This is a genomic window from Chitinophaga sp., assembly GCF_039596455.1.
GTDB lineage: Bacteria > Bacteroidota > Bacteroidia > Chitinophagales > Chitinophagaceae > Chitinophaga.
In genome coordinates this window covers 697,154-716,976 of record NZ_JBCNJR010000002.1, presented here as the reverse complement: position 1 = coordinate 716,976, position 19,823 = coordinate 697,154, and the positions used below count along the sequence as shown (strand labels likewise).

The window sequence follows — 19,823 nt, the reverse complement described above, 5'->3', positions numbered from 1 at the left end:
TATTATATATATAAATGAAAGACCTTTATTGCTTACGGGAGAAAAGCACCTGCTGCCGCCTGGTTTTGAGGAAGCGGTCACCCTCTTTTCACCTGCAGATACGGAAATAGCGCAAACGCTTGCCCTGCTGGAAAAGAACGAGCTGCCCATGGCAGTGCTCCGCCATCAGAACGTGCCTGCTCTATTTGAAACGGTAAAAGGGCATTTTACAGTATACGAAGCGGCAGGTGGCCTCATTACCAATGAGGCGGGGGAGATACTGCTGATGTTCCGCCGGGGCAAATGGGACCTGCCCAAAGGGAAGCTGGACGAAGGGGAAACCCTGGAAGCCTGTGCGCTGCGCGAGGTGCAGGAAGAAACCGGCCTGCAGCACGTCAATATTGATGGAAAGATCACGGAAACCTTTCATTATTACCCCCTGAAAGACAAAAAAATCCTGAAACAGAGCCACTGGTACCGCATGTTTTTCACCGGTACCGAGCTCACCGTTCCGCAGATAGAGGAAGACATCCTGGACATTCAATGGATACGCCCTGAACACCTTGGCAAATACATGGCCTATTCCTATGAAAACATCCGGGAGGTGTTCCTGAAAGCGGGATATAAACTATGACCTATGAACGCAAAAGCCCATTACGACAATCACCTGGCCGCCTTCTACGCCTGGATGAGCGGCAACTTTGACACCAAACAGAAAGAACAGGAAGCCTACTTCACCAGTAAACACATTGCCCCTGCCGGTAACGGCGTGGCCCTTGACCTGGGCGCGGGGCACGGCCTGCAAACCGTGTCTCTTGCCAACCTGGGGTTTTCCGTGTTTGCGGTAGACTTTAACCAGCACCTGCTGTCTGAGCTGAACGCCCGTACCAAGGGCCTGCCGGTACGCACCATCCTGGCCAACCTGGCCAATACGGGGCAGTACAGTATGGACGCGGAGCTGATAGTTTGTATGGGAGACACGCTCACCCACCTGGAAAGCGTAGAGCAGGTAACCACCCTCATCGGGGAATGGTACCGTATGCTCAGCCCCAAAGGCAAGCTGGTACTCTCCTTCCGAGACCTCACCCAGCCGCTGGAGCAAGAGGAAAGGTTTGTGCCGGTACGCGCGGAAGATGAGCGCATCCACACCTGCTTCCTGGAATATTTCCCGGGGTACGTCAGCGTATTTGATATTTTACTGGAAAAGCAGCAGGGCCAGTGGATACAGAAAGTGAGCAGCTACAGGAAACTGCGCCTGGGCATTGAGCAGCTGAAAATGATGCTGACAGCGGCGGGCTTTACGGTGCAAGACCATGAGGTGATCATGCGCATGCACTACCTGGTGGCGGCTAAGCCTGGCGTTTAGCCAGAATGGCTACGGTGAGGCGGCTTACACAAATTAGCTTGTTATCGTCATTTGTAATGCGGATGTCCCACACATGGGTGCCGGAGCCGATGTGCAGCGGCCTGGCTACGGCATGCACATACCCTTCCCGCACGCCGCGCAGGTGGTTGGCATTGATCTCCAGGCCTACGCAAATTTGTTTTTCCGGGTCAATGATGAGGGCTGAGGCCACGCTGCCCACGGTTTCCGCCAGTGCTGCGGAAGCGCCGCCGTGCAGCAGGCCATAGGGCTGAACGGTACGGTGATCTACCGGCATCATGGCCCGCAGGTAGTCTGGGCCTATCTCCGTGAACTCCATGCCCAGGTAGCTGCCCATGGTATTTTGCGCATTTTCATTGAGCTGGTCAAGAGAAATATCCAGCGAAAACCAGATTGCCTTCATGATATTGCGTTTTAACTCTTCTTTTGCTGTTGTATGCTTTTGGCCACTACGCCGGGCAGAAACTGGGCGGCATCTCCCCCGTTCCTGATCACGTCTCTTACCAGCGTGGAGGCAATGGTAGAAAATTCTGGCGAGCAGGTGAGGAAGATGGTTTCCACATCGGGGTCCATTTTCCGGTTGATGTCCGCAATGGCCTTTTCGTACTCAAAATCTGCCACGTACCGGATGCCCCTCAGTATAAACCGGGCGTTCACCTGCTTGCAGAAGGTAACGGTGAGGCCTTCGTAAGAGGTGACCTTTATCTTGGGCTCGTCTTTATAGATCTCCCTGATCCACTCCACCCGCTGCTCCACAGAGTACATGGGTACTTTGCCGGAGTTGATGCCGATACCGATGATCAGCTCGTCAAACAGCGGCAGGGCGCGGTCTATAATATCGGTATGCCCCAGGGTTACAGGATCGAACGTACCGGGAAATAAGCAGATGCTGTGCATGATGGTATAAGTATTATTTACCGGCTGAGGGTTTCCTCAGTTCTTCCCGGTTAATGAATATGGAAAATATAGTGGTACCGTAGTTGCGTTCCGAACGGTAGTAGCTGAACTCCTTGTAATTATTACGCGGCGTATGTTCCAGTACAAACCATCCCTCCGGCTTCAGCAACTGCCTGTCAAACACTATTTTGGGCAGCTCGTCTATAGTACCCAATGCGTAAGGCGGGCCGGCAAATATAAAGTCGAACTGCTCCGTGCATTGCTGCAGGTACCTGAACACGTCCATCCGCACCAGCTTCAATTGTACGCCCAGCATTGCAGCAGTTTTGCTGATAAAGTCCGCCATGGCGGGGTCTTTTTCTACAATGGTCTGGTCTGTGGCCCCGCGAGACGCCAGTTCGTAACTGATGCTGCCGGTGCCGCCGAAAATATCCAGGGTTTTGAGGGTGGAAATATCCAGGTTATTTTCGATGATGTTGAACAGCCCGCCTTTGGCAATATCTGTAGTAGGGCGTGTGTGCGGCATGTTGGCGGGCGGGTTGATGCGCCTGCCGCTCATGGAGCCTCCTATGATACGCATAAGGCCAGTGCATATAAATTATGAAAATGATGCGCGGGCACTTCATTCATGCGGGGAATATACAGGTAGCCGTCCGGTTTATGCACCCAGTCCAGCCGGGGCAGAAAGCGGTGCAGCTCGTGGTATACCTGCGAGTCTTGCGTGAGGGCGCCTCCCAGCTTCACCTGTGCCTGCAGCTCGCTGAGGCCCAGCTGGCGCAGGGAGTTGACAATGTAATACACAATGTCCAGCCCGCTGCGGTAGCCCAACTGCTGCTGCAGCAATAATTTGCCGCCGGCAAAAATGGTGAGGGCAAACTGCATGGGCTGCACTTCCACGTATACCACCCCGTCAGAAAACTGTATCTCGTTGTCTTTCCGGTAGGCCTTCAGCAGGCCGGTATAGGCATGCACCACGGTGTCTGAAGAGAACTCCTTCCGCAGAAAGCCCAGTATGTCTTTATCTATGGCATATACGTTCACCAGGCCCAGCTCCGGCACGGTATCGAACAGCACGGCTTCCTGCAGCTTCTCCAGCTGCGCCACGTGCAGGTAGTCTCTTTTCAGCTGCGGCTGGAAAAGCGGCTCCGGCACCAGGGTGCTTTCCGGCGAGTCAAAGGCCAGCAGCACCTGCTTGAAGGCGGTGAACAACAGCTTGTCCGCGTCAAAGATCTCTTCTATCATCTCCAGATCGGCCATAGCCAGCGTTTTAGGCTGGTAGCTATAGCTTTTCAGCGCCAGGAACTTACGCTGCAGGGGGGACAATACGGCATAACTGAAAGTGCCGCTGCCTACCAGCACCAGCAGGGTGCAGGTGGTAAGGTCCGTTTCCAGCAGGGTGGCGTCATCTATTGCGTATGTGGGTTGTATGGTATATGCCACGGGCATGTGTTTCAGTATTGTAAAGCACAATAATAATTAAAATTGTTGAGTTTGGGCGCGAAGGGGCGGGCAGCGGGATTTTCGTATTTTTGCGCACCCTTTTCATATGCAGGTCAGTCTAACGAACAAACAGGTTATTGCCATTGCCGCGCCCATCAGCCTTTCGCTGGTGCTGCCGCAGATCAATCATATGACCAATGCGGCCTTCCTGGGGCACCTGGGGGAGTTCCCCTTTGCCGTGAACGGCATTGCGGGCATTTACTACCTGGTGATGCACATGATAGCCTACGGCCTGAACAACGGGCTGCAGGTGCTTTTTGCCCGCCGGGCGGGAGAAAGGAACTACGCGGGCATGGGGCGGTACTTTTCCAACGGCTTTGTGCTGGCGCTGCTTTTCTCGCTGTTCGCCATTGCCATCACTTATACCCTGGCCCCGCTTTTCTTTGGCGGCAGCCTGCACGACCCGCAGATCAGGGAGGCCGCGGTATCTTTTATCCGCATCCGCATCTGGGGGCTGCCCTTCCTGATGCTGATGGGCCTTTGCAATGCCTTTTACATCGGTACCGGGCATACGCGCCTGCTGGCCATCACCTCCCTTTTCCAGGAGGTGACCAATATTGTGCTGGACTACGGGCTGATATTCGGGAAGCTGGGCCTGCCGGCGATGGGCCTCAACGGCGCGGCCGTAGCGTCTATCATTGCGGAAGCCGTGGGTTTTGTGGTAGCCTATCTTATACTTACCGGGCTCAAGTTCCCGGTCAAATACCATCTCTTTGCCCGCCTCAAACCTGACTTTGCGGCCATGCGCAACATTCTCACCGTTTCGGCGCCGCTCATTGTGCAGTTCCTTTTCGGCATCGGCAGCTGGCTGGTGTTCTTCATATTTATTGAGCACCTCGGGCAAAGGCCGCTGGCCGTATCTAACATGATGCGCAGCATTTTCGGGCTGTTCGGCATTTTTACCTGGGCGCTGGCCGCCACTTGCAACACCATGGTGAGCAACCTCATTGGCCAGGGCCGGGAGGAAGATGTGTTGAAGGCCGTAAGGAAAATTGCGGGTTTTGCTTTTATCTGCGCCGCGGCCGTGTGCCTGCTCATCAACCTGCTGCCTTACCAGCTGCTGCGGATGTACACGGCAGACAAATCGCTGATCACGACTGCCATCCCTTCCATTCGTGTGTGCACCGCCGTTACCCTGCTTTCGTCCGTGACTGCCGTTACGTTCAACGGCGTAACCGGCACCGGGCGTACCCGGGTGAACATGCTGATAGAGGTCTCTGCCGTAATAATATACCTGGTTTATTGCGTGCTGGTGGTGGAGCGCTGGCGCAGCCCGCTGCACTGGGCCTGGGGCGCCGAGTTTGTATACTGGATCATTATGGGCGGCCTGGCGTTGTGGTACCTCCGGAGCGGCCGGTGGAAGGGGAAGGTGCTGCAATAGCAGGCAAGTTCGAATAAATCTGCTGCGTGGTTTGCCGCAGGTCCGCTACTCCTGAAAGGCTACACCAACCATAAAAACATGGCTTAGCCCTTACTGCATGGCATCCAGCAATTTTTTCATTTCTGCCTTGTACCCCGGGTCATCCTGGTAAATAGGCCGCATCCTCACCCCTTTGTTCAGCACTTCCATAGCCTGTGTTTCCTGGTTGTTTTGGCGGTAGGCCAGCGCCAGGTCGTAGTAATTCAATATGAAGGAGGGTTTCAGCTTCAGGCATTTTTCATACGCGGCAATGGCGTCTTCCATGGTACCGGGCGGTACGCCGCCAAACAGCACCTTGGCCGCGGCCTTCTCAATGGAGCTCAGGTTGTAGAGGTCAAAGTTCCATTTGCCTACCAGGTGCCACGCCTCCCCGTAATCAGGCTTGAACTTCAGGGCCAGGTCTGCATACTTCTTCACCTCCTTGGCCGCCGCCACTTTTTCCTTGGCGCCAGAGATCTGCCCGATGCGGGCCCAGGCCAATGCCATGGCGTAATTGGCCTCCGCGTTCTCGGGCTCTACCTTCAGGGCCTCGTAAGCATATATTTTGGCGTTGTTGAAATATTCCTGCCTGGCAGCCTTGTCTTTCAGCCGCGCCCCTTCCCTGCCTGCCAGCAGACTGGCCTGTGTGAATGCCAGCACGTGGCCGGGAGATACCTGCAAGGCCTCCTTGTATTTCTCCAGCGATTCACTTTCTTTCATCTGTTTTTCCAGCTGCTGCGCCTGGGCAATGATTTCCTCTACGGTTTGGGCCCGGGCAAAAAGTGAGGCCCAGCAGGCCAGCATAAGCAGGGTGGTTTTCTTAAGCATAGGACGAATTTGTTGGGTGATCCAAAAATAAGTCATATTTATTTATATCACATATTGTTTTTCCAGCGACACCACGGAGAAGTCTACCTCCCCGCCAAAGGGGGGCGACTGTTTCCGGAGGGTTACCACAGAGGCCTGCACGCCGGGGTATTGTGTTTTGATGGCTGCCGTAATATCATGCACTACCTGTTCCAGCAGCGCCTGCGGCACCTGCATCACCTGTTGGGCAATGGCATACAGCCCTTCATAGTTAACAGATTCCTCCAGGGAAGAAGGATGCTCCGGCTCAGGGATGCTTACCTTCACGTCCAGCACAAAATGATTGCCGATCACCTGTTCTTCCTTGTAGAAACCGTGATAGGCGTAAAACCGGATGCCTTCCAGTGCAATGTGGAGCATGAGAGAAATGGATTGGTACGAACTATATAAAACAAAATGGGGGAAGATGCCCTCCCCCATTTTTATGATCAATGTCCTTTTGCGGAGAGGTACCTTTCCGCGTCCAGCGCGGCCATACATCCGCTGCCGGCGGCGGTAACGGCCTGGCGGTATATTTTATCCTGCACGTCTCCACAGGCAAAAACACCTTCCACGCTGGTTTTGGTGGTGCCGGGAATGGTTTTGATGTATCCCTGCTCGTCCATGTCCAGCTGGCCGTTGAAGATGCCGGAGTTAGGCTGGTGGCCGATGGCTACGAAGAAAGCGTTCACCGGTATCACTTTTTCTTCTTTGGTCTGTGTGTTCAGCACGCGTACGCCTTCCACTTTATTTTCGCCCACCACTTCCAGGGTTTCCGTGTTCCAGTACACCATAATATTGGATGTTTTCAGCACGCGGTCCTGCATAACCTTGGAGGCTCTCATTTCATGCCGGCGTACCAGCATGTGCACGTTGGAGCAGATCTTGGAGAGGTAGAGCGCTTCTTCGGCGGCGGTGTCTCCCGCGCCAACAATAGCGGCCTCTTTACCGCGGAAGAAAAAGCCGTCACACACGGCGCAGGCCGATACGCCGCTGCCGTTCAGGCGTTGCTCGGAGGGCAGCCCCAGCCATTTGGCGGAAGCGCCGGTGGCAATAATGATAGCGTCTGCGGTGAGGGTCTTTTCTTCATCTATTTCCACTTTATAAGGCTGAGACGAAAAATCTACCTTGGTGGCCATGCCGTAGCGGATATCCGCTCCCATTCTGCTGGCCTGTTTTTCAAAATCCACCATCATTTCCGGGCCCTGGATGCCTTCGGGATAGCCGGGGTAGTTTTCCACTTCTGTAGTGATGGTAAGCTGGCCGCCGGGCTGTATGCCCTGGTATAGTACAGGCTTCAGGTTGGCGCGGGCGGCGTAGATGGCTGCCGTATACCCTGCCGGGCCCGATCCGATGATTAATACGTGTACATGTTCGGGTGATGTGTTGTTTTCCATGCTGTTGTTTAAACTGTTGTTGGTTTGGTTTCTGATTATTTTGGTATAGTAATGGTCTTGTATGTTACATTATATCCGCCCCAGTACCCCAGCGCGCCGGGAATGTTGCCCAGGGTGCGGGTAGGTGTGGCGAAGGGATTGCCGGTAGCGGTATAGGCAAAATCTGCCGTTCTCCAGAAATCATAAGTATTATGGTCTACGTTACAGAATTTGAGGGTAACGGTATCACCCTTCCTGAAATATCCGTACGTGTCAAAATCGATCTTCTGGTTTTTGTCAACCCCGGCGTCAAGCGGCACGTCAAAAGTGGTGCCGTTCACCACATGATCATCAAACACGGAGTTGAGGCCCGGCAGAAAGCGCTCCCCGTTGCGGGAGGTGAAGTACCTGACGTAGTTGCCTCTTTCCGGCGGGTCTGTCACTTTCACCAGCACGCGGGCTTTTTCTCCCAGGTTGTTGCTGCCTGACTGCATCCACCACATGGAATCCAGCCTGAGGCCGGCGTCCGGAATGGTGGTGATGGCGCTCAGCGTATGCCCTTCCGCTTCTATTTTCAGCGTGTAGCTGTTGCCGGGCCTGCCGGCAAAGGCGCTGTGAAGCTGTGCGGTATCTACCGTATAGTAGTACAGCGCGATGCCGTTGGTGGTATCCATGCGGTACTCCCGCAGCTGGTGGGTCTGCGCGCCGCTAGATACGGTCACTACCGCATCGTGCACAAAAGATTCCAGCAATTGCTCCGGGGTGATCCGGGAAAAATAATTGAGGCTGCGGCTGATGGTGACCATAGGAAACCGGCCGTTCTCGATAATACCTTCCACCACCAGGCGGTCTTCCTTGCTCTGAAGGTCTACCGTCACTTCTTTTTCACAGGCTGTGCCGGCCAGGATAACCAGCATCAGCGGAATGTATGCCTTTTGCATAGGATTGCAAAAATAAAGGGTTGGGAGGAGAAATTCGAATAAGGTATGATGAAAGGCGTCTATATAGTTATAGACATTACCTATAGGCATAAAAAAAAGCATCCCGCCTGTTCATAGGGCGGGATGCTTTTATCCCAGATTCGAAAGAATTAAAATTTAAACCAATTATCCCAGATAGGATTTCAATGCACCGCTATAGCGGGCTTTCTGCAGCCTTTTGATGGCCCTTTCCTTGATTTGGCGGATACGTTCTTTCGTCAAATCGTATTTCTGTCCTATTTGTTCAATTGTTGCGCCGTTTTCACCATCCAGACCAAAGTACGCGTTCACTATTTCCGCTTCGCGGGGGCTCAGGGACTTGAGCACGCGGCGGATCTCTTCACGAAGGGAATCTTGCATGACATCGTCATCGGTTACATCCCCACCTTCCAGCAGGTCTCCCATGGCCACGTCTTCCGCTTCATGCACAGGTGCATCAAGAGACATATGGCGGGTATTGCTCTGGAAAATGTTGTTGATTTCCGACTCAGACATTTCCAGGATCTCTGCCAGCTCCTCGGTAGAAGGCTCACGCTCGTTTTCCTGCTCAAATGCCATGTAAGCTTTATTCGCTTTATTGTAAGTGCCAATTTTGTTTTGCGGCAGGCGGACAAGGCGGCCCTGCTCTGCCAACGCCTGCAGGATGGACTGACGGATCCACCATACTGCGTAAGAGATGAATTTAAAACCTTTGGTTTCATCGAAACGCTGTGCAGCCTTGATCAACCCTAAATTGCCCTCGTTGATGAGGTCGCTGAGGCTTAAGCCCTGGTGCTGATACTGTTTGGCCACGGAAACAACGAAACGAAGGTTTCCTGTAGTTAATCTTTCGAGAGCCCGCTGGTCGCCCATCTTGATGCGCTGAGCCAGTATGGTCTCTTCCTCTGGAGTTAACAAAGGGATCTTCGAGATTTCCTGCAGGTATTTTTCTACCGCCTGCGAATCACGATTGGTGATCTGGGTGGCAATTTTAAGTTGCCTCATATTTTAAAAGTATTGGTTTACGAATATTATACTAACAGCCGAAAGATAATTTTGTTGTAACATTAAAATGGTATATCTTACACGGTTGCGAAATTAGCCTGCAAAGATCGTGCTAATCCCCCACTCTTCCAAATATGATAACATGGCTGCAGATTGGGTTACGACCGACCGGGGTAAGACGCGCGTTACTCGTTCACTATCAATGGTTGCGCACTTTGAAAAGCCAGTCTCGATGCCTGACTTCCTTAAACAAAGTACTCTATATAAACGGATTTTTATAGCGTTTTCGTCAGTATTTCCGGCGCTTTATATAAATTTTAACAATTGAAAAATAATCATATTCGGATTAAAATCTTCTCTAATTTATTTCACCCGTTATTGCAAAATATTTAATGGACTACAGAAGCGACACCTTTACGAAACCCACCCAGCCCATGCTGGAAGCCATGCTGCAGGCAGATACGGGAGACGATGTTTTTGGGGAAGATCCCACCGTGAACAAACTGGAAGCCATCATGTCAGCACTTTTTGGCATGGAGGCAGCCCTTTACTGCCCTTCCGGCACAATGAGCAACCAGATAGCCATTAAAGTACACACCCGGCCGGGAGACGAAGTGATCTGCAGCTCCCTGGCGCACGTGTACATTTACGAAGGCGGCGGCATTGCGTTTAACGCCGGCGCACAGGTGCGGCCGCTGGAAGGAGACCGGGGCATGATCACCGCGGCGGATGTGGAAGCGGCCATCAACAACCCTGACGATGTTCACAAGGCCCGCACGTCACTGGTATGCCTGGAGAATACCTCCAACCGGGGCGGTGGCTGCTGTTACAACTTTGAGGAAATACAGCAGGTCCGCCAAGTATGCAACAACCATGGCCTGCAGCTGCATCTGGATGGCGCCCGCCTCTTCAACGCCCTGCTGGCCACCGGCCAAACCGCCCGTCAGTTCGGTGAAGTGTTTGACAGCATCTCCGTTTGCCTCAATAAAGGACTGGGCTGCCCCATCGGCTCCGTGCTGCTGGGCAGCCAGGCGTTCATCCGCGAAGCGCGCCGCGTACGCAAAAAACTGGGCGGCGGCATGCGGCAGGCCGGGTACATGGCAGCCACCGGCTTATACGCCCTGGACCATCACGTAGACCGGCTGGCGGAAGACCATGCCCATGCCAAAAGAATTGCCCGCGCCCTGCTGGAGCGGGAGTTCACCGGCCACATGCTGCCGGTGGAAACCAACATCCTCATTTTCGAGATCAGATCACCCTGGAGCCCGGTTACTTTCCGGGATTACCTGGCCAAGGAAGGCATTCGTGTAATGGCGATCTCGCCAACACAGGTGCGCATGGTGACACACCTGGGCGTTACGCCGGAAATGGTAGACAAAACGGTGGAAGTGATACGGACGATGTCATGAGGCGGGTTGCCTCCCATCTTTTTTAGCATAAAACCCAACAGGCAGGGGCCGGCAATTATTGACCGGCCCCTGCGATTTCTCCCGTACTGCTCCGCCGTTATTTCAATACTTCAACACGGCTCAATTATTCCTGCTACGATACTTCTCGGTTATTCCTGGAAATTGTAGTACTTCAGCACGGCCTGGCAATCACTCACATCTACTTCCGGCGCCTGTTTCCCCAGCGGTATGATAGCTGACGCCGGCACTACGAAGATGCGTACGATGTTCAAAGTTACTTCCGTATTGTAGGCAGTGCCATCCGGCTTCTGCAGCTTGAGGTTAAAGCCGTACAGGCCCATATTGCCGCCCACCTGTACAAGATTATAGGTAGTCCAGTACACATTACCCGGCCCGGGACCCGGTATGGGATACCAGGTGCTTGAGAACTCGCCGGCGGGACTATAATAGGCCAGCACCATGCTGGAGTCCATCCGCGTTTTCGGCAGGTTGGTAAGGTGCAGCTGGTAGCCGATCTTTACTTTCACATCCTTGAAGGTGTACAAGGTCACATTTGCGTTGCCTGGCGCGCCCTGCTGGCCGGTGGGGCCTTGTGGGCCGGCGGGACCTTGCGGGCCTGTTGCACCACCCGGCCCCTGTGGGCCCTGCGGGCCGGGAAGACCGGTATTGCCCTGCGGGCCTTCCGCACCGGCCGGGCCAGCAGGCCCTTCTTTGGAACATGCGGCTGTTAAAAGAATGACAGATAAACCTGCGAGATAAAAAAGGTGTTGTAAACGTTTCATGTGTTTGAGGTTAAGCGTGATCATATTTTTACGGGGTTAAAGCTACTGCACGGCTGCCGCCGGCAACGCGCGGTTTAACCTTTCAGGGATATGAATTAATGAAAGGCTGCTGCGGCTGTAAGCTGACAGAGATCCGCACAGCAAAAAAACATCCGCACCCGGTGCTGAAGAGCACGGCAAAGCAACGCTCATGGCAGATTTCCCCTGCATAAAAAAATCCCTGCCGCTCACAACGGCAGGGATGTACAGTGTAACAGTTGAAGGTTTACTCGGGCAGGTTATAATACGCTTTTACAGCTTCGTAATTCTTGTAATCAACCGGCGCTGCTGCGCGGGCCTGCGTGCCGCCGGGTATCAATACATAACGGAAATCCGCGTCACCAAGGGGTTTCACCAGCTTCACGAAATCTATATAATTGCGGATAGTGATCACGCCGGGCACTATGGAAAAATCTATTGTACCAATATTGGCGTTGAAAGTGTGGGCCAGCGGGTACACTACGAGGTTGTAACGGATATACACCAGCACGGTGCCGCTACTGAGCAGGTCTGCGGTCAACGCAGGCGCTTCAAGGGTAGTAGTAGAAGCAGTAGTGTTCACATTCACCCAGTTGGCATTTGTTTTTTTCGTCCATCCGGAATAGATCACATTGGCCGTACCGGTATTGCCTTGCGGGCCCTGGGGACCAGCGGGGCCTTGCGAGCCCTGAGCGCCCGGTGCGCCATTGGTACCATTAGTGCCGTCTGTACCGGCAGGGCCCTGGGGGCCAATGGGGCCTTCTTTGGAACAAGCTGAAGCAAGGAGTACAACAAACAGCATTGGAATTAACTTTTTCATGAACTTTTTTTGATTTGTTTGAAATGTGATGAATAAAATATCGGGGGCGAAGATAGCAGCGCATGCAGCAGGCCTTTCCGGCAAATGATCGGATAAGGGGTTTTCGTTAACCGATGGGGAATCTGGTTTAACCGGCACTGCCCTGACTTTGTGTAATAGCGGCGAATAACTTCCGGCGCACGGGTATAAACACGTCCCGGACGGCCGGGCCGCAGCCCTCCGGAATATCTGCCAGCGCAGGGGCATGGACTCGCCCTCCGGCCTCAAAACATCACCGCCAGCCTGCAAAAAACGCCGCCAGGCGGCCATTTCGGGGCTGGTAGTGGAAATACTGGCCAGATTCAATATTTTTGCAATCCTGTAAAGAAATCGCATATATTAATATACAGCATGGAACTTTCGAAGAATTATATCCCTGCCACGGCAGAAGACAAATGGTACCAGTACTGGATGGACAAACAATATTTCCGCTCCGTTCCCGACGGGCGGCCTCCGTTCACCATTGTGATACCTCCGCCAAACGTGACGGGCGTGCTCCACATGGGGCATACCCTGAATGAGACCGTGCAGGACATCCTGGTGCGCCACGCCCGCATGAGCGGCTTCAACGCCTGCTGGGTGCCCGGCTCAGACCATGCTTCCATTGCCACCGAAACCAAGGTGGTAAACATGCTGAAAGAAGAAAAAGGAATAGAAAAAAGCCAGCTCACGCGCGAAGAGTTCCTGAAATACGCGCATGAGTGGAAAGAAAAATACGGTGGCATCATTTACCACCAGATCAAAAAGCTGGGCTGCTCTGTAGACTGGGAACGGGTTAACTTCACCATGGACGATCACTATTACAAAGCGGTGATCAAAGTGTTTGTAGACCTGTACAACAAAGGCCTCATCTACCGCGGCGCCCGCATGATCAACTGGGACCCGAAGGCCAAAACCGCGCTCAGTGATGAAGAAGTGGAATACAAAGAGCTGAACGGCAAGCTGTACCATGTCAAATATGCCGTGGTAAACGCTGCCGGCGAAGCCACCGGCGAGTTCATCACCATTGCCACCCAGCGCCCTGAAACCATCATGGGAGATACCGCCATTTGCGTAAACCCCGAAGATGAACGGTATACGCACCTCAAAGGCCACTACGCCGTAGTACCGCTGGTAAACCGCAAAGTGCCGGTAATATTCGACGAATATGTAGACAAGGAATTTGGTACCGGCGCGCTGAAAGTAACGCCGGCGCATGATATCAACGACTACAACCTGGGCCTGAAGCACAACCTGGAAGTGGTAGACACGCTGAATGAAGACGGCACCCTCAGCGCCGCGGCCGTGGTGTTTGTGGGAGAAGACCGTTTCCGCGCCCGTAAAAAGGTAGTGGCCGCCCTGCAGGAGCAGGGACTGCTGGTAAAAGAGCAGGAGTATGCCACCCGCCTGGGCTACAGCCAGCGCAACCCTGATACGGTAGTAGAACCGCGCATCTCCACACAGTGGTTCGTGAAAATGGCAGACCTGGCGCAACCCGCGCTGGAAGCGGTAGTGAGCGGAGATGTGAAGATCCACCCCGGAGACCGCTTCATGGCCACCTACAAATACTGGATGGAGAACGTGAAAGACTGGTGTATTTCCCGCCAGCTCTGGTGGGGCCAGCAAATTCCCGCCTGGTACGATGAAAGCGGGCAGTTTGTGGTAGCCGAAACGCATGAAGAGGCCCTGCGCCTCTATGCGCAGCAGTACGGCAGCAGCAGGGCATCTCTCCGGCAGGATGAAGATTGTCTTGACACCTGGTTCTCTTCCTGGCTCTGGCCCATAGAAGTGTTCCACGGCGTGAGCCAGCCCGGCAATGCAGACATCAATTATTACTACCCTACTTCCGTACTGGTAACCGGCCAGGACATTATTTTCTTCTGGGTGGCCCGCATGATCATGGCCGGCCTGGAATACAAGCAGGAAAAGCCTTTCAGCGACGTATACTTCACCGGCATGGTGCGTGACAAGCTGGGCCGCAAAATGAGCAAGCAGCTGGGCAACTCCCCGGACCTGCTGGAGCTGATAGAGCGTTTCGGCGCAGACGCCGTGCGTTTCGGCATCATGATCTCCTCCCCCGCCGGTAACGACCTGCTGTTTGATGAAGCCAGCTGCGAGCAGGGCCGCAATTTCAACAATAAAATGTGGAACGCGCTGAAGCTGGTAAAAATGTGGAAACCGGTAGAGAATACCGGCGCCCCCGCTCCGGAGTTTGCCGTGGAATGGTTTGAGAACCGCCTCAATGAAGTACATGCGGAGGTGGAAAAACTGTTCAAGGACTTCCGCCTGAGCGAAGCCCTGAAAGCCATTTACAGCCTCATCTGGGACGATTTCTGCAGCTGGTACCTGGAGTGGATCAAACCCGGCTTTGAACAACCCATTGACGCAGGCGTGTATGAAAAGACCATCAGCTTCTTTGAGCGCCTGGTGCAGCTGCTGCACCCCTTCATGCCGTTTGTTACGGAAGAGCTGTACCACCTGCTGCGCGAGCGCAAGGCCGGAGATGACCTGGTGGTACGCCAGTTCACTGCCCCTGCCGCCACGCACGCCGCCATACTGACAGAGGGGGCGCTGGCCAAGGAAGTGATCAGCAGCATCCGCGATGCGCGCAATAAGAACCAGGTGAAACCCAAAGACACTATTGGCCTTCATATTGAAACCCGTCACCAGAATGCCTTTGAACGGATTGAAAGCATTATTGCCAAACAGGTGAACGCCAACGCCGTAGCATACACGAAAGAGCCGGTGAACGGCGCTATTGCGCTGGTAGTGCAGAAGGACAAGTTTTACCTGGTAACAGACCGCGAGGTAGATACCGCTGCGCAGAAAGAGCAGCTGCTAAAAGACCTGGAGTACCAGAGAGGTTTCCTCCAGTCTGTAGAGAAGAAGCTGGCCAATGAACGTTTTGTGCAGAATGCCAAACCGGAGGTGGTGGAGGCTGAACGGCGCAAGCAGTCGGATTGCCTGGCCAAAATACAGGCACTTGAAGAAAGTTTAAAAACTTTATAATTTTAAAGATCGTCCGGCGTTCAATAACCGGACGATCTTTTTTATCGCCTATGACTACAAAAAGCTTATATCTGGTATTCCTGCTCTGCTGCACTTCGGCCGCCATGGCGCAAAACAAGGCGGTAAAGAAGCCGGCGCCCGCCAAACAGGCTACGGAACAGAAAAAGCCCCTTCGTTTTACCACCTCCTGGCACATTTTCCTCAGCGACTCCATTCCCCGGCCGGAAATATTGAAAATACTGGACTCCGCGCTGGTAGTGAGAGATAACAACAAAAACCGCGTGCCCGTGGTGTCCTTTGATTTTACCTATGAAAAGCTGGAGCCCTATATCAATGACACCACCCGCGAAGTACAGATAGCACGAGACCTTACGGGAGATTCCTTCAAATCTGACCGGCTGTCTGCCGCCTGGGTGAAACGGCTGAAAGAAGACCTGGCCAAAGGCGATGTGCTGCTCTTCAACAACATCATTATCAGCTACCCGGGCGACAAGTTTTACCGTGTGCCGGAGCTGAAGATCACCATCCGCTGATCATTCCCCTGAGCCCATCAGGATGCCCCAGGGTTTCATATTCGGTATACGGTCAAATATTATCTTAAGCAACGCCATGGCGGGAATGGAGATGAACATGCCCGCAATGCCCCATATCATACTGCCTACAAATACGCCCAGCAGCGTGATCATGGCGTTGATGGACACCTTTGAGCCTACAATACGCGGCAGCAGGATGTTGGCGTCCAGCAGGTGAATGGCAAAGAGCGCTACCACGGCCCAGAAGGCCAGCACCGGCGTAGCCGTGGTAAGGGTTACCAGCAGGGTGATGATGATGGTCACCACCATGCCCAGGTAAGGAATAACATTAAAAATAGCGCCCAATGTACCCAGCAGCACCGCGTACTGCACGCCCAGCAACAGCAAGGCCGTTACGTTCAGCACCGCCACTACCACCATTTCAATGAACAGGCCCACCACATAACTCTTGATCACCACGCGCCCATGGGCAATTACCGCATGTACGTTCTCCGCATCTTCCCGGCGGAAGAGCCGCAGCAAGAACTTCACCAGCAGCCGGCGGTAAAACAGCAAAAAGAAAGTATACAAGGGAATGAACACCAAGAAGATGAGCACGGAAGAAACGGAAGATACCGCGTTCACCACAAACTGGGATACGGTGGCAATACTCTTGGCCGCCGTTTCATTGATCCACGCAATCTGCTGCTCTGAATCCACCTGGAACTTTTCATCTATCCACAGGGTCAGGTTGTTGGCCTGCATCATCAACCTTTTCTCCAGCTGCGGCAGGTCTGTCAGGAAGGAAGACATCTGCCAGGAAATAAAATAGATCAGCCCGAACATGCAGAGAATGAACAGCAGCACGGCCAGCGTGGCGGCCAGCCCGCGGGAGCAGCGCAGCTTTTCAAGCCCCTGCGCCACCGGCAGCAGCAATATGGCAAATATGAACCCGAACGCCACCGGCGCCAGTATATCCTTGGTGGTACGGAGTATCACCACTATCAATACCAGGCTCAGCAGCACGTGGCTGAGTTTGATATAAAAAGGCGGTTTGTTGCTTACTGGTTTCATGGCTGTTGGTTTAATAAGAAAATAATTGCTGCAGGGGCACTATCACCTCAAAGCGGTTTTTCCGCAATGGGTCTACAGGGTCTGTATGCAGGAGGTGGCTGTACCGCATACCGAACGTAAAAGGCAGCACATTCCCCAGCTTGGTGTCAAAAAAAAGCTCTCCCCCCGCAGATGCATAAGTAACATGCTGCCTGCTCCGAAAGTTGTATGCCACGCTGTGGTCGTAAAACAGGTTGCCGCGCAGGCGCATGAAGTACAGCAGGTTGGCAAAGCCCCAGTCAGGGTAACAGATGGGGAAATGATAGTTGGCCGCTGCTTTATAGATATGTTCGTAGAAAGGTTTTTCATATCCTCTTGCGTACACGAAGTGATCTGTGAAACTGTACCGCAGCATGGTATCACGCTGCTGGTACATGCCCTGCAATACAAGGCTGTGATTGGCGGAAAGGCCCGGCAGGAAAAGATCGAGGCGGCCATACAGCTGCTCCGCGGGCACATTGTTCACGGCCTTGTTGTACCGCAGCTGCAGCACCTGCGCAAAATGCGAGTAGATGTTCTGCAGGGCCCTGATGCGCTGGTTGCTGAAGGTAAGGGAGGCATCTATGTACTGCACCTTGTCATCACGGAAGCGGTATTTGGAGCTGGCGGTGCGGGCACGGCTCAGGTAGTGGTAATTGCCCCCGAAGCTGAGGGAGCGGTAATACTTCCCGGCGCTAAGGTTGAGCGGAATGTTCAGGCCGCCGTACCAGTCCAGTTCGTTCCATTCCAGGCTAATACTGTCGCTCACCTGCAGCTTCCGCTGCATGCGGTAGTCCACCCCCGTGCGCAGGTAAGGGAACCAGCCCCCGTACAGCAGCGCCGCGCTCAGCTCAGGGCTGTTCTCGTTGATGTTGTAAGACACCCCGGCGGTAGACTGCAAGGTGCTCAGCACGTTCTCCCCGTAAAGGTAAAGTCCGTAATCAGGGTCATCTATACGGGGCAGCCAGCTATGGAAATTGAAAATACGGTGTGTTTTAAGGTATTTACGCACCTCATATTCCCGGGCGGGTACTTTATCCAGGATATCCCCTCCCTCCCCGAAATCAGGCTTTAACCAGGCGCTGTGGCCCTGTTCCCGGAGGGGCTGCGGCTGGAGGGGGCTTTTCAGCAGCTTGTAGCCGTCTGCCGTAAACTCGCTGTATACAATGCCGCCGCCCGTAAGGGCCATGTGCTGCACGCCGTTGGGGCGGTGGGTCACCTGTTCTATGGCGGGGTTGCCAAGAGAGAGGCGGTATACATTGTCCGCATCTCCGAAGGCGGCCGTGAAGTACACCTGCTCCCCTTCCACCGCGGCAATGCCGATGGTTTGCACGCGGAAAGGCGAGAGTATATGGGTTTCCCCGGTGGCTATGGACTGGCTGATGAGCGCCATATGGCCCTGCCGGTCACGCACGGCGCTGATGATCAGGCTGTCTCCCGGCGTAAACTTCGGGTAGGTGTAATACCAGTTCTGCGGGTTGGGGAGCGTATGTAAGATGGCGCCGCTTTCCGCGTCCAGTATCTCAACGCGGTACTGCTGGTTTTCGGTAACCGCCGCCACGGCTACTTTCCGGCCGTCAAATGAAAGGTCTGGAGAAAAGCAGCGGCGTTCATGCCGCAGGGTGCGGGTTTGGCCGGTAGCCCGGTCGTGCACCCGTACCAGGGAATAGTCTTTCCAGCCCCAGCGGGCGCTGTAGCGGCTTTCCGTCCACAGCAGGTGGCCGTTGCGGTAGCTGAAATAATCGTCAAAACCAAGACCGGGCGCTGTAATGCGGGTCTCTTCCCCGTTGGCCCCTATTTCATAAAAGGCCGGGATGGTTTTGAAAGAGCGTTTGGATACAATGAGGCCGCCATTGCCGGCGGCGTATACGTAGCGGTAGTCGGTATAGGTATGGGTGGCCGGCGTGAGCGTGTCTGCCGGCTGCGGCGCGCCGGCCGGCCAGTGCTGCGTGTAGCTGTTCAGCGCCGCTTTGAAGAACGCCGCCGCGTTTTTGCCGGTGCGGTGCCTGAGGCTTTGCGAGAAAGGATAGAACAGGCGGCGGTAGCGCACCGCATCGTCTGTTACCCCGTTCCAGAAATCAGGGCCGTACTGCAGCCGGCCGTAGCTGGTCATCAGGTAACCGGTGGCATAATGGTCAGGCATAAAGCGGCGGTAGGAGCCGTTGCGCACCTGCATGTAGGAATAGTCTTTCCCCGCCAGGTGCAAGGCCCTGAAGCCGTTGAAAAACGCCGGCAGGCGCCCCCTGCCCTGCTGGCTGAGAGCCGTTTCCGTTACCACGGCATCTCCTTCCCAGAACCAGTTGGGTACGGCAATATTCGTAATGGCCGCCTGGCCCAGCTCCCCGGAGAGGTAATACAGCACCTTGCTGACGCCTTTGCGGAAGTTGGCGTTCTGCAATACATGGCGGTATTCATGCAGGGCCAGCTGGTCTGCCCAGTTGAGAGAGCCTACATCGTTGCTGGATGGCGGGGGAGTCATAAAAAATTCGGAGCGGAAAGGCCCCAGCTGCACGTAGCCGTTAGACTGCAGGGTCTGGTTTTGCAGCACTATGCTCACCTTTTGCTGCAGCGGGCCAATGGAAGCGCGGTGGTACCGGCTGACATGGCCGGTAATATCTGCCACCCGCCGGCCGTACGCTTCCATGCCGCGGGGAAAAATTACGCGTACCGTATCTGTATTGATCTGCTGCCATTTCAGGGAGGGCGGGTTGCCGCCAAATTGCTGGGCAGCAGCCTGTTGCGTGAGGCCTGCCGCCAATACGAGGCATAGAACTTTTCGCATATGCGTAACAAATTACATACATTTTTGAAGTATGCC

Annotated in this window: 19 protein-coding genes; 6 read left to right on the top strand and 13 right to left on the bottom strand. The window is 54.1% G+C overall.

Features of this window, described 5'->3' with window-relative positions; genetic code table 11:
* Positions 1–28 precede the first annotated feature (28 nt).
* Entirely contained in the window at positions 29–613 is a 585-nt protein-coding gene (locus tag ABDW36_RS12590) for an NUDIX domain-containing protein (protein ID WP_343702255.1), read from the top strand.
* A gap of 3 nt (positions 614–616) precedes the next feature.
* Positions 617–1,345 (top strand): class I SAM-dependent methyltransferase, encoded by a 729-nt coding sequence (locus ABDW36_RS12585; protein WP_343702254.1) that lies wholly within the window; start codon positions 617–619, stop codon positions 1,343–1,345.
* Here the strand turns inward: ABDW36_RS12585 and ABDW36_RS12580 are convergent.
* The 4 genes from ABDW36_RS12580 to ABDW36_RS12565 are packed head-to-tail and all read right to left on the bottom strand — an operon-like array spanning position 1,329 to position 3,706.
* Positions 1,329–1,766 carry a hotdog fold thioesterase gene (locus ABDW36_RS12580; protein WP_343702253.1) on the bottom strand — a complete coding sequence of 146 codons (438 nt, stop codon included), beginning with the start codon at positions 1,764–1,766 and terminating at the stop codon, positions 1,329–1,331. The two genes, ABDW36_RS12585 and ABDW36_RS12580, sit on opposite strands and share 17 nt — an antisense overlap.
* Positions 1,767–1,777: 11 nt before the next feature.
* Complete coding sequence (gene coaD, locus ABDW36_RS12575; RefSeq protein ID WP_343702252.1) at positions 1,778–2,260, bottom strand: pantetheine-phosphate adenylyltransferase; 483 nt, start codon at positions 2,258–2,260, stop codon at positions 1,778–1,780.
* A gap of 13 nt (positions 2,261–2,273) precedes the next feature.
* Complete coding sequence (locus tag ABDW36_RS12570; protein ID WP_343702251.1) at positions 2,274–2,840, bottom strand: RsmD family RNA methyltransferase; 567 nt, start codon at positions 2,838–2,840, stop codon at positions 2,274–2,276.
* Positions 2,828–3,706 carry a DUF3822 family protein gene (locus ABDW36_RS12565; RefSeq protein WP_343702250.1) on the bottom strand — a complete coding sequence of 293 codons (879 nt, stop codon included), beginning with the start codon at positions 3,704–3,706 and terminating at the stop codon, positions 2,828–2,830. Before ABDW36_RS12565 ends, ABDW36_RS12570 begins: the two co-directional genes overlap by 13 nt.
* Positions 3,707–3,806: 100 nt before the next feature.
* Between ABDW36_RS12565 and ABDW36_RS12560 the strand changes: the two genes are divergently transcribed.
* Positions 3,807–5,141 (top strand): MATE family efflux transporter, encoded by a 1,335-nt coding sequence (locus ABDW36_RS12560; RefSeq protein ID WP_343702249.1) that lies wholly within the window; start codon positions 3,807–3,809, stop codon positions 5,139–5,141.
* Positions 5,142–5,231: 90 nt separating this feature from the next.
* On the opposite strand, the gene ABDW36_RS12555 is transcribed toward ABDW36_RS12560, so the two are convergent.
* From ABDW36_RS12555 to ABDW36_RS12535, 5 genes are all read right to left on the bottom strand, one after another.
* Positions 5,232–5,987: a hypothetical protein gene (locus ABDW36_RS12555; protein ID WP_343702248.1), complete on the bottom strand. Its 756-nt coding sequence runs from the start codon at positions 5,985–5,987 to the stop codon at positions 5,232–5,234.
* 42 nt (positions 5,988–6,029) lie between these two features.
* On the bottom strand, positions 6,030–6,386 hold the full coding sequence (locus ABDW36_RS12550) for a dihydroneopterin aldolase (protein WP_343702247.1): 357 nt from the start codon (positions 6,384–6,386) through the stop codon (positions 6,030–6,032).
* 68 nt (positions 6,387–6,454) lie between these two features.
* A complete protein-coding gene (gene trxB, locus ABDW36_RS12545) occupies positions 6,455–7,402 on the bottom strand; it encodes a thioredoxin-disulfide reductase (protein WP_343702246.1) in 948 nt (315 codons plus the stop codon).
* A gap of 35 nt (positions 7,403–7,437) precedes the next feature.
* Entirely contained in the window at positions 7,438–8,322 is an 885-nt protein-coding gene (locus ABDW36_RS12540; RefSeq protein ID WP_343702245.1) for a DUF4249 domain-containing protein, read from the bottom strand.
* 165 nt (positions 8,323–8,487) lie between these two features.
* Complete coding sequence (locus ABDW36_RS12535; protein ID WP_109698810.1) at positions 8,488–9,345, bottom strand: RNA polymerase sigma factor RpoD/SigA; 858 nt, start codon at positions 9,343–9,345, stop codon at positions 8,488–8,490.
* 392 nt (positions 9,346–9,737) lie between these two features.
* Between ABDW36_RS12535 and ABDW36_RS12530 the strand changes: the two genes are divergently transcribed.
* Positions 9,738–10,754: a GntG family PLP-dependent aldolase gene (locus ABDW36_RS12530; protein ID WP_343702244.1), complete on the top strand. Its 1,017-nt coding sequence runs from the start codon at positions 9,738–9,740 to the stop codon at positions 10,752–10,754.
* Between the two features lie 149 nt (positions 10,755–10,903).
* Here the strand turns inward: ABDW36_RS12530 and ABDW36_RS12525 are convergent, their stop codons facing one another.
* Together ABDW36_RS12525 and ABDW36_RS12520 are read right to left on the bottom strand one after the other, a co-directional pair.
* Positions 10,904–11,536: a hypothetical protein gene (locus ABDW36_RS12525; RefSeq protein ID WP_343702243.1), complete on the bottom strand. Its 633-nt coding sequence runs from the start codon at positions 11,534–11,536 to the stop codon at positions 10,904–10,906.
* 265 nt (positions 11,537–11,801) lie between these two features.
* A complete protein-coding gene (locus ABDW36_RS12520; protein ID WP_343702242.1) occupies positions 11,802–12,356 on the bottom strand; it encodes a hypothetical protein in 555 nt (184 codons plus the stop codon).
* A gap of 408 nt (positions 12,357–12,764) precedes the next feature.
* On the opposite strand from ABDW36_RS12520, the gene ABDW36_RS12515 reads away from it, so the two are divergent.
* Both ABDW36_RS12515 and ABDW36_RS12510 read left to right on the top strand, forming a co-directional pair.
* Complete coding sequence (locus tag ABDW36_RS12515) at positions 12,765–15,401, top strand: valine--tRNA ligase (RefSeq protein ID WP_343702241.1); 2,637 nt, start codon at positions 12,765–12,767, stop codon at positions 15,399–15,401.
* 50 nt (positions 15,402–15,451) lie between these two features.
* The gene (locus tag ABDW36_RS12510) at positions 15,452–15,934 is read left to right on the top strand and encodes a hypothetical protein (RefSeq protein ID WP_343702240.1); all 483 of its coding nucleotides are present in this window, start codon (positions 15,452–15,454) and stop codon (positions 15,932–15,934) included.
* Here the strand turns inward: ABDW36_RS12510 and ABDW36_RS12505 are convergent, their stop codons facing one another.
* Together ABDW36_RS12505 and ABDW36_RS12500 are read right to left on the bottom strand one after the other, a co-directional pair.
* Positions 15,935–16,987 (bottom strand): AI-2E family transporter, encoded by a 1,053-nt coding sequence (locus ABDW36_RS12505; protein ID WP_343702239.1) that lies wholly within the window; start codon positions 16,985–16,987, stop codon positions 15,935–15,937.
* A gap of 10 nt (positions 16,988–16,997) precedes the next feature.
* Positions 16,998–19,787 (bottom strand): hypothetical protein, encoded by a 2,790-nt coding sequence (locus tag ABDW36_RS12500; protein WP_343702238.1) that lies wholly within the window; start codon positions 19,785–19,787, stop codon positions 16,998–17,000.
* Between the last annotated feature and the right edge of the window lie 36 nt (positions 19,788–19,823).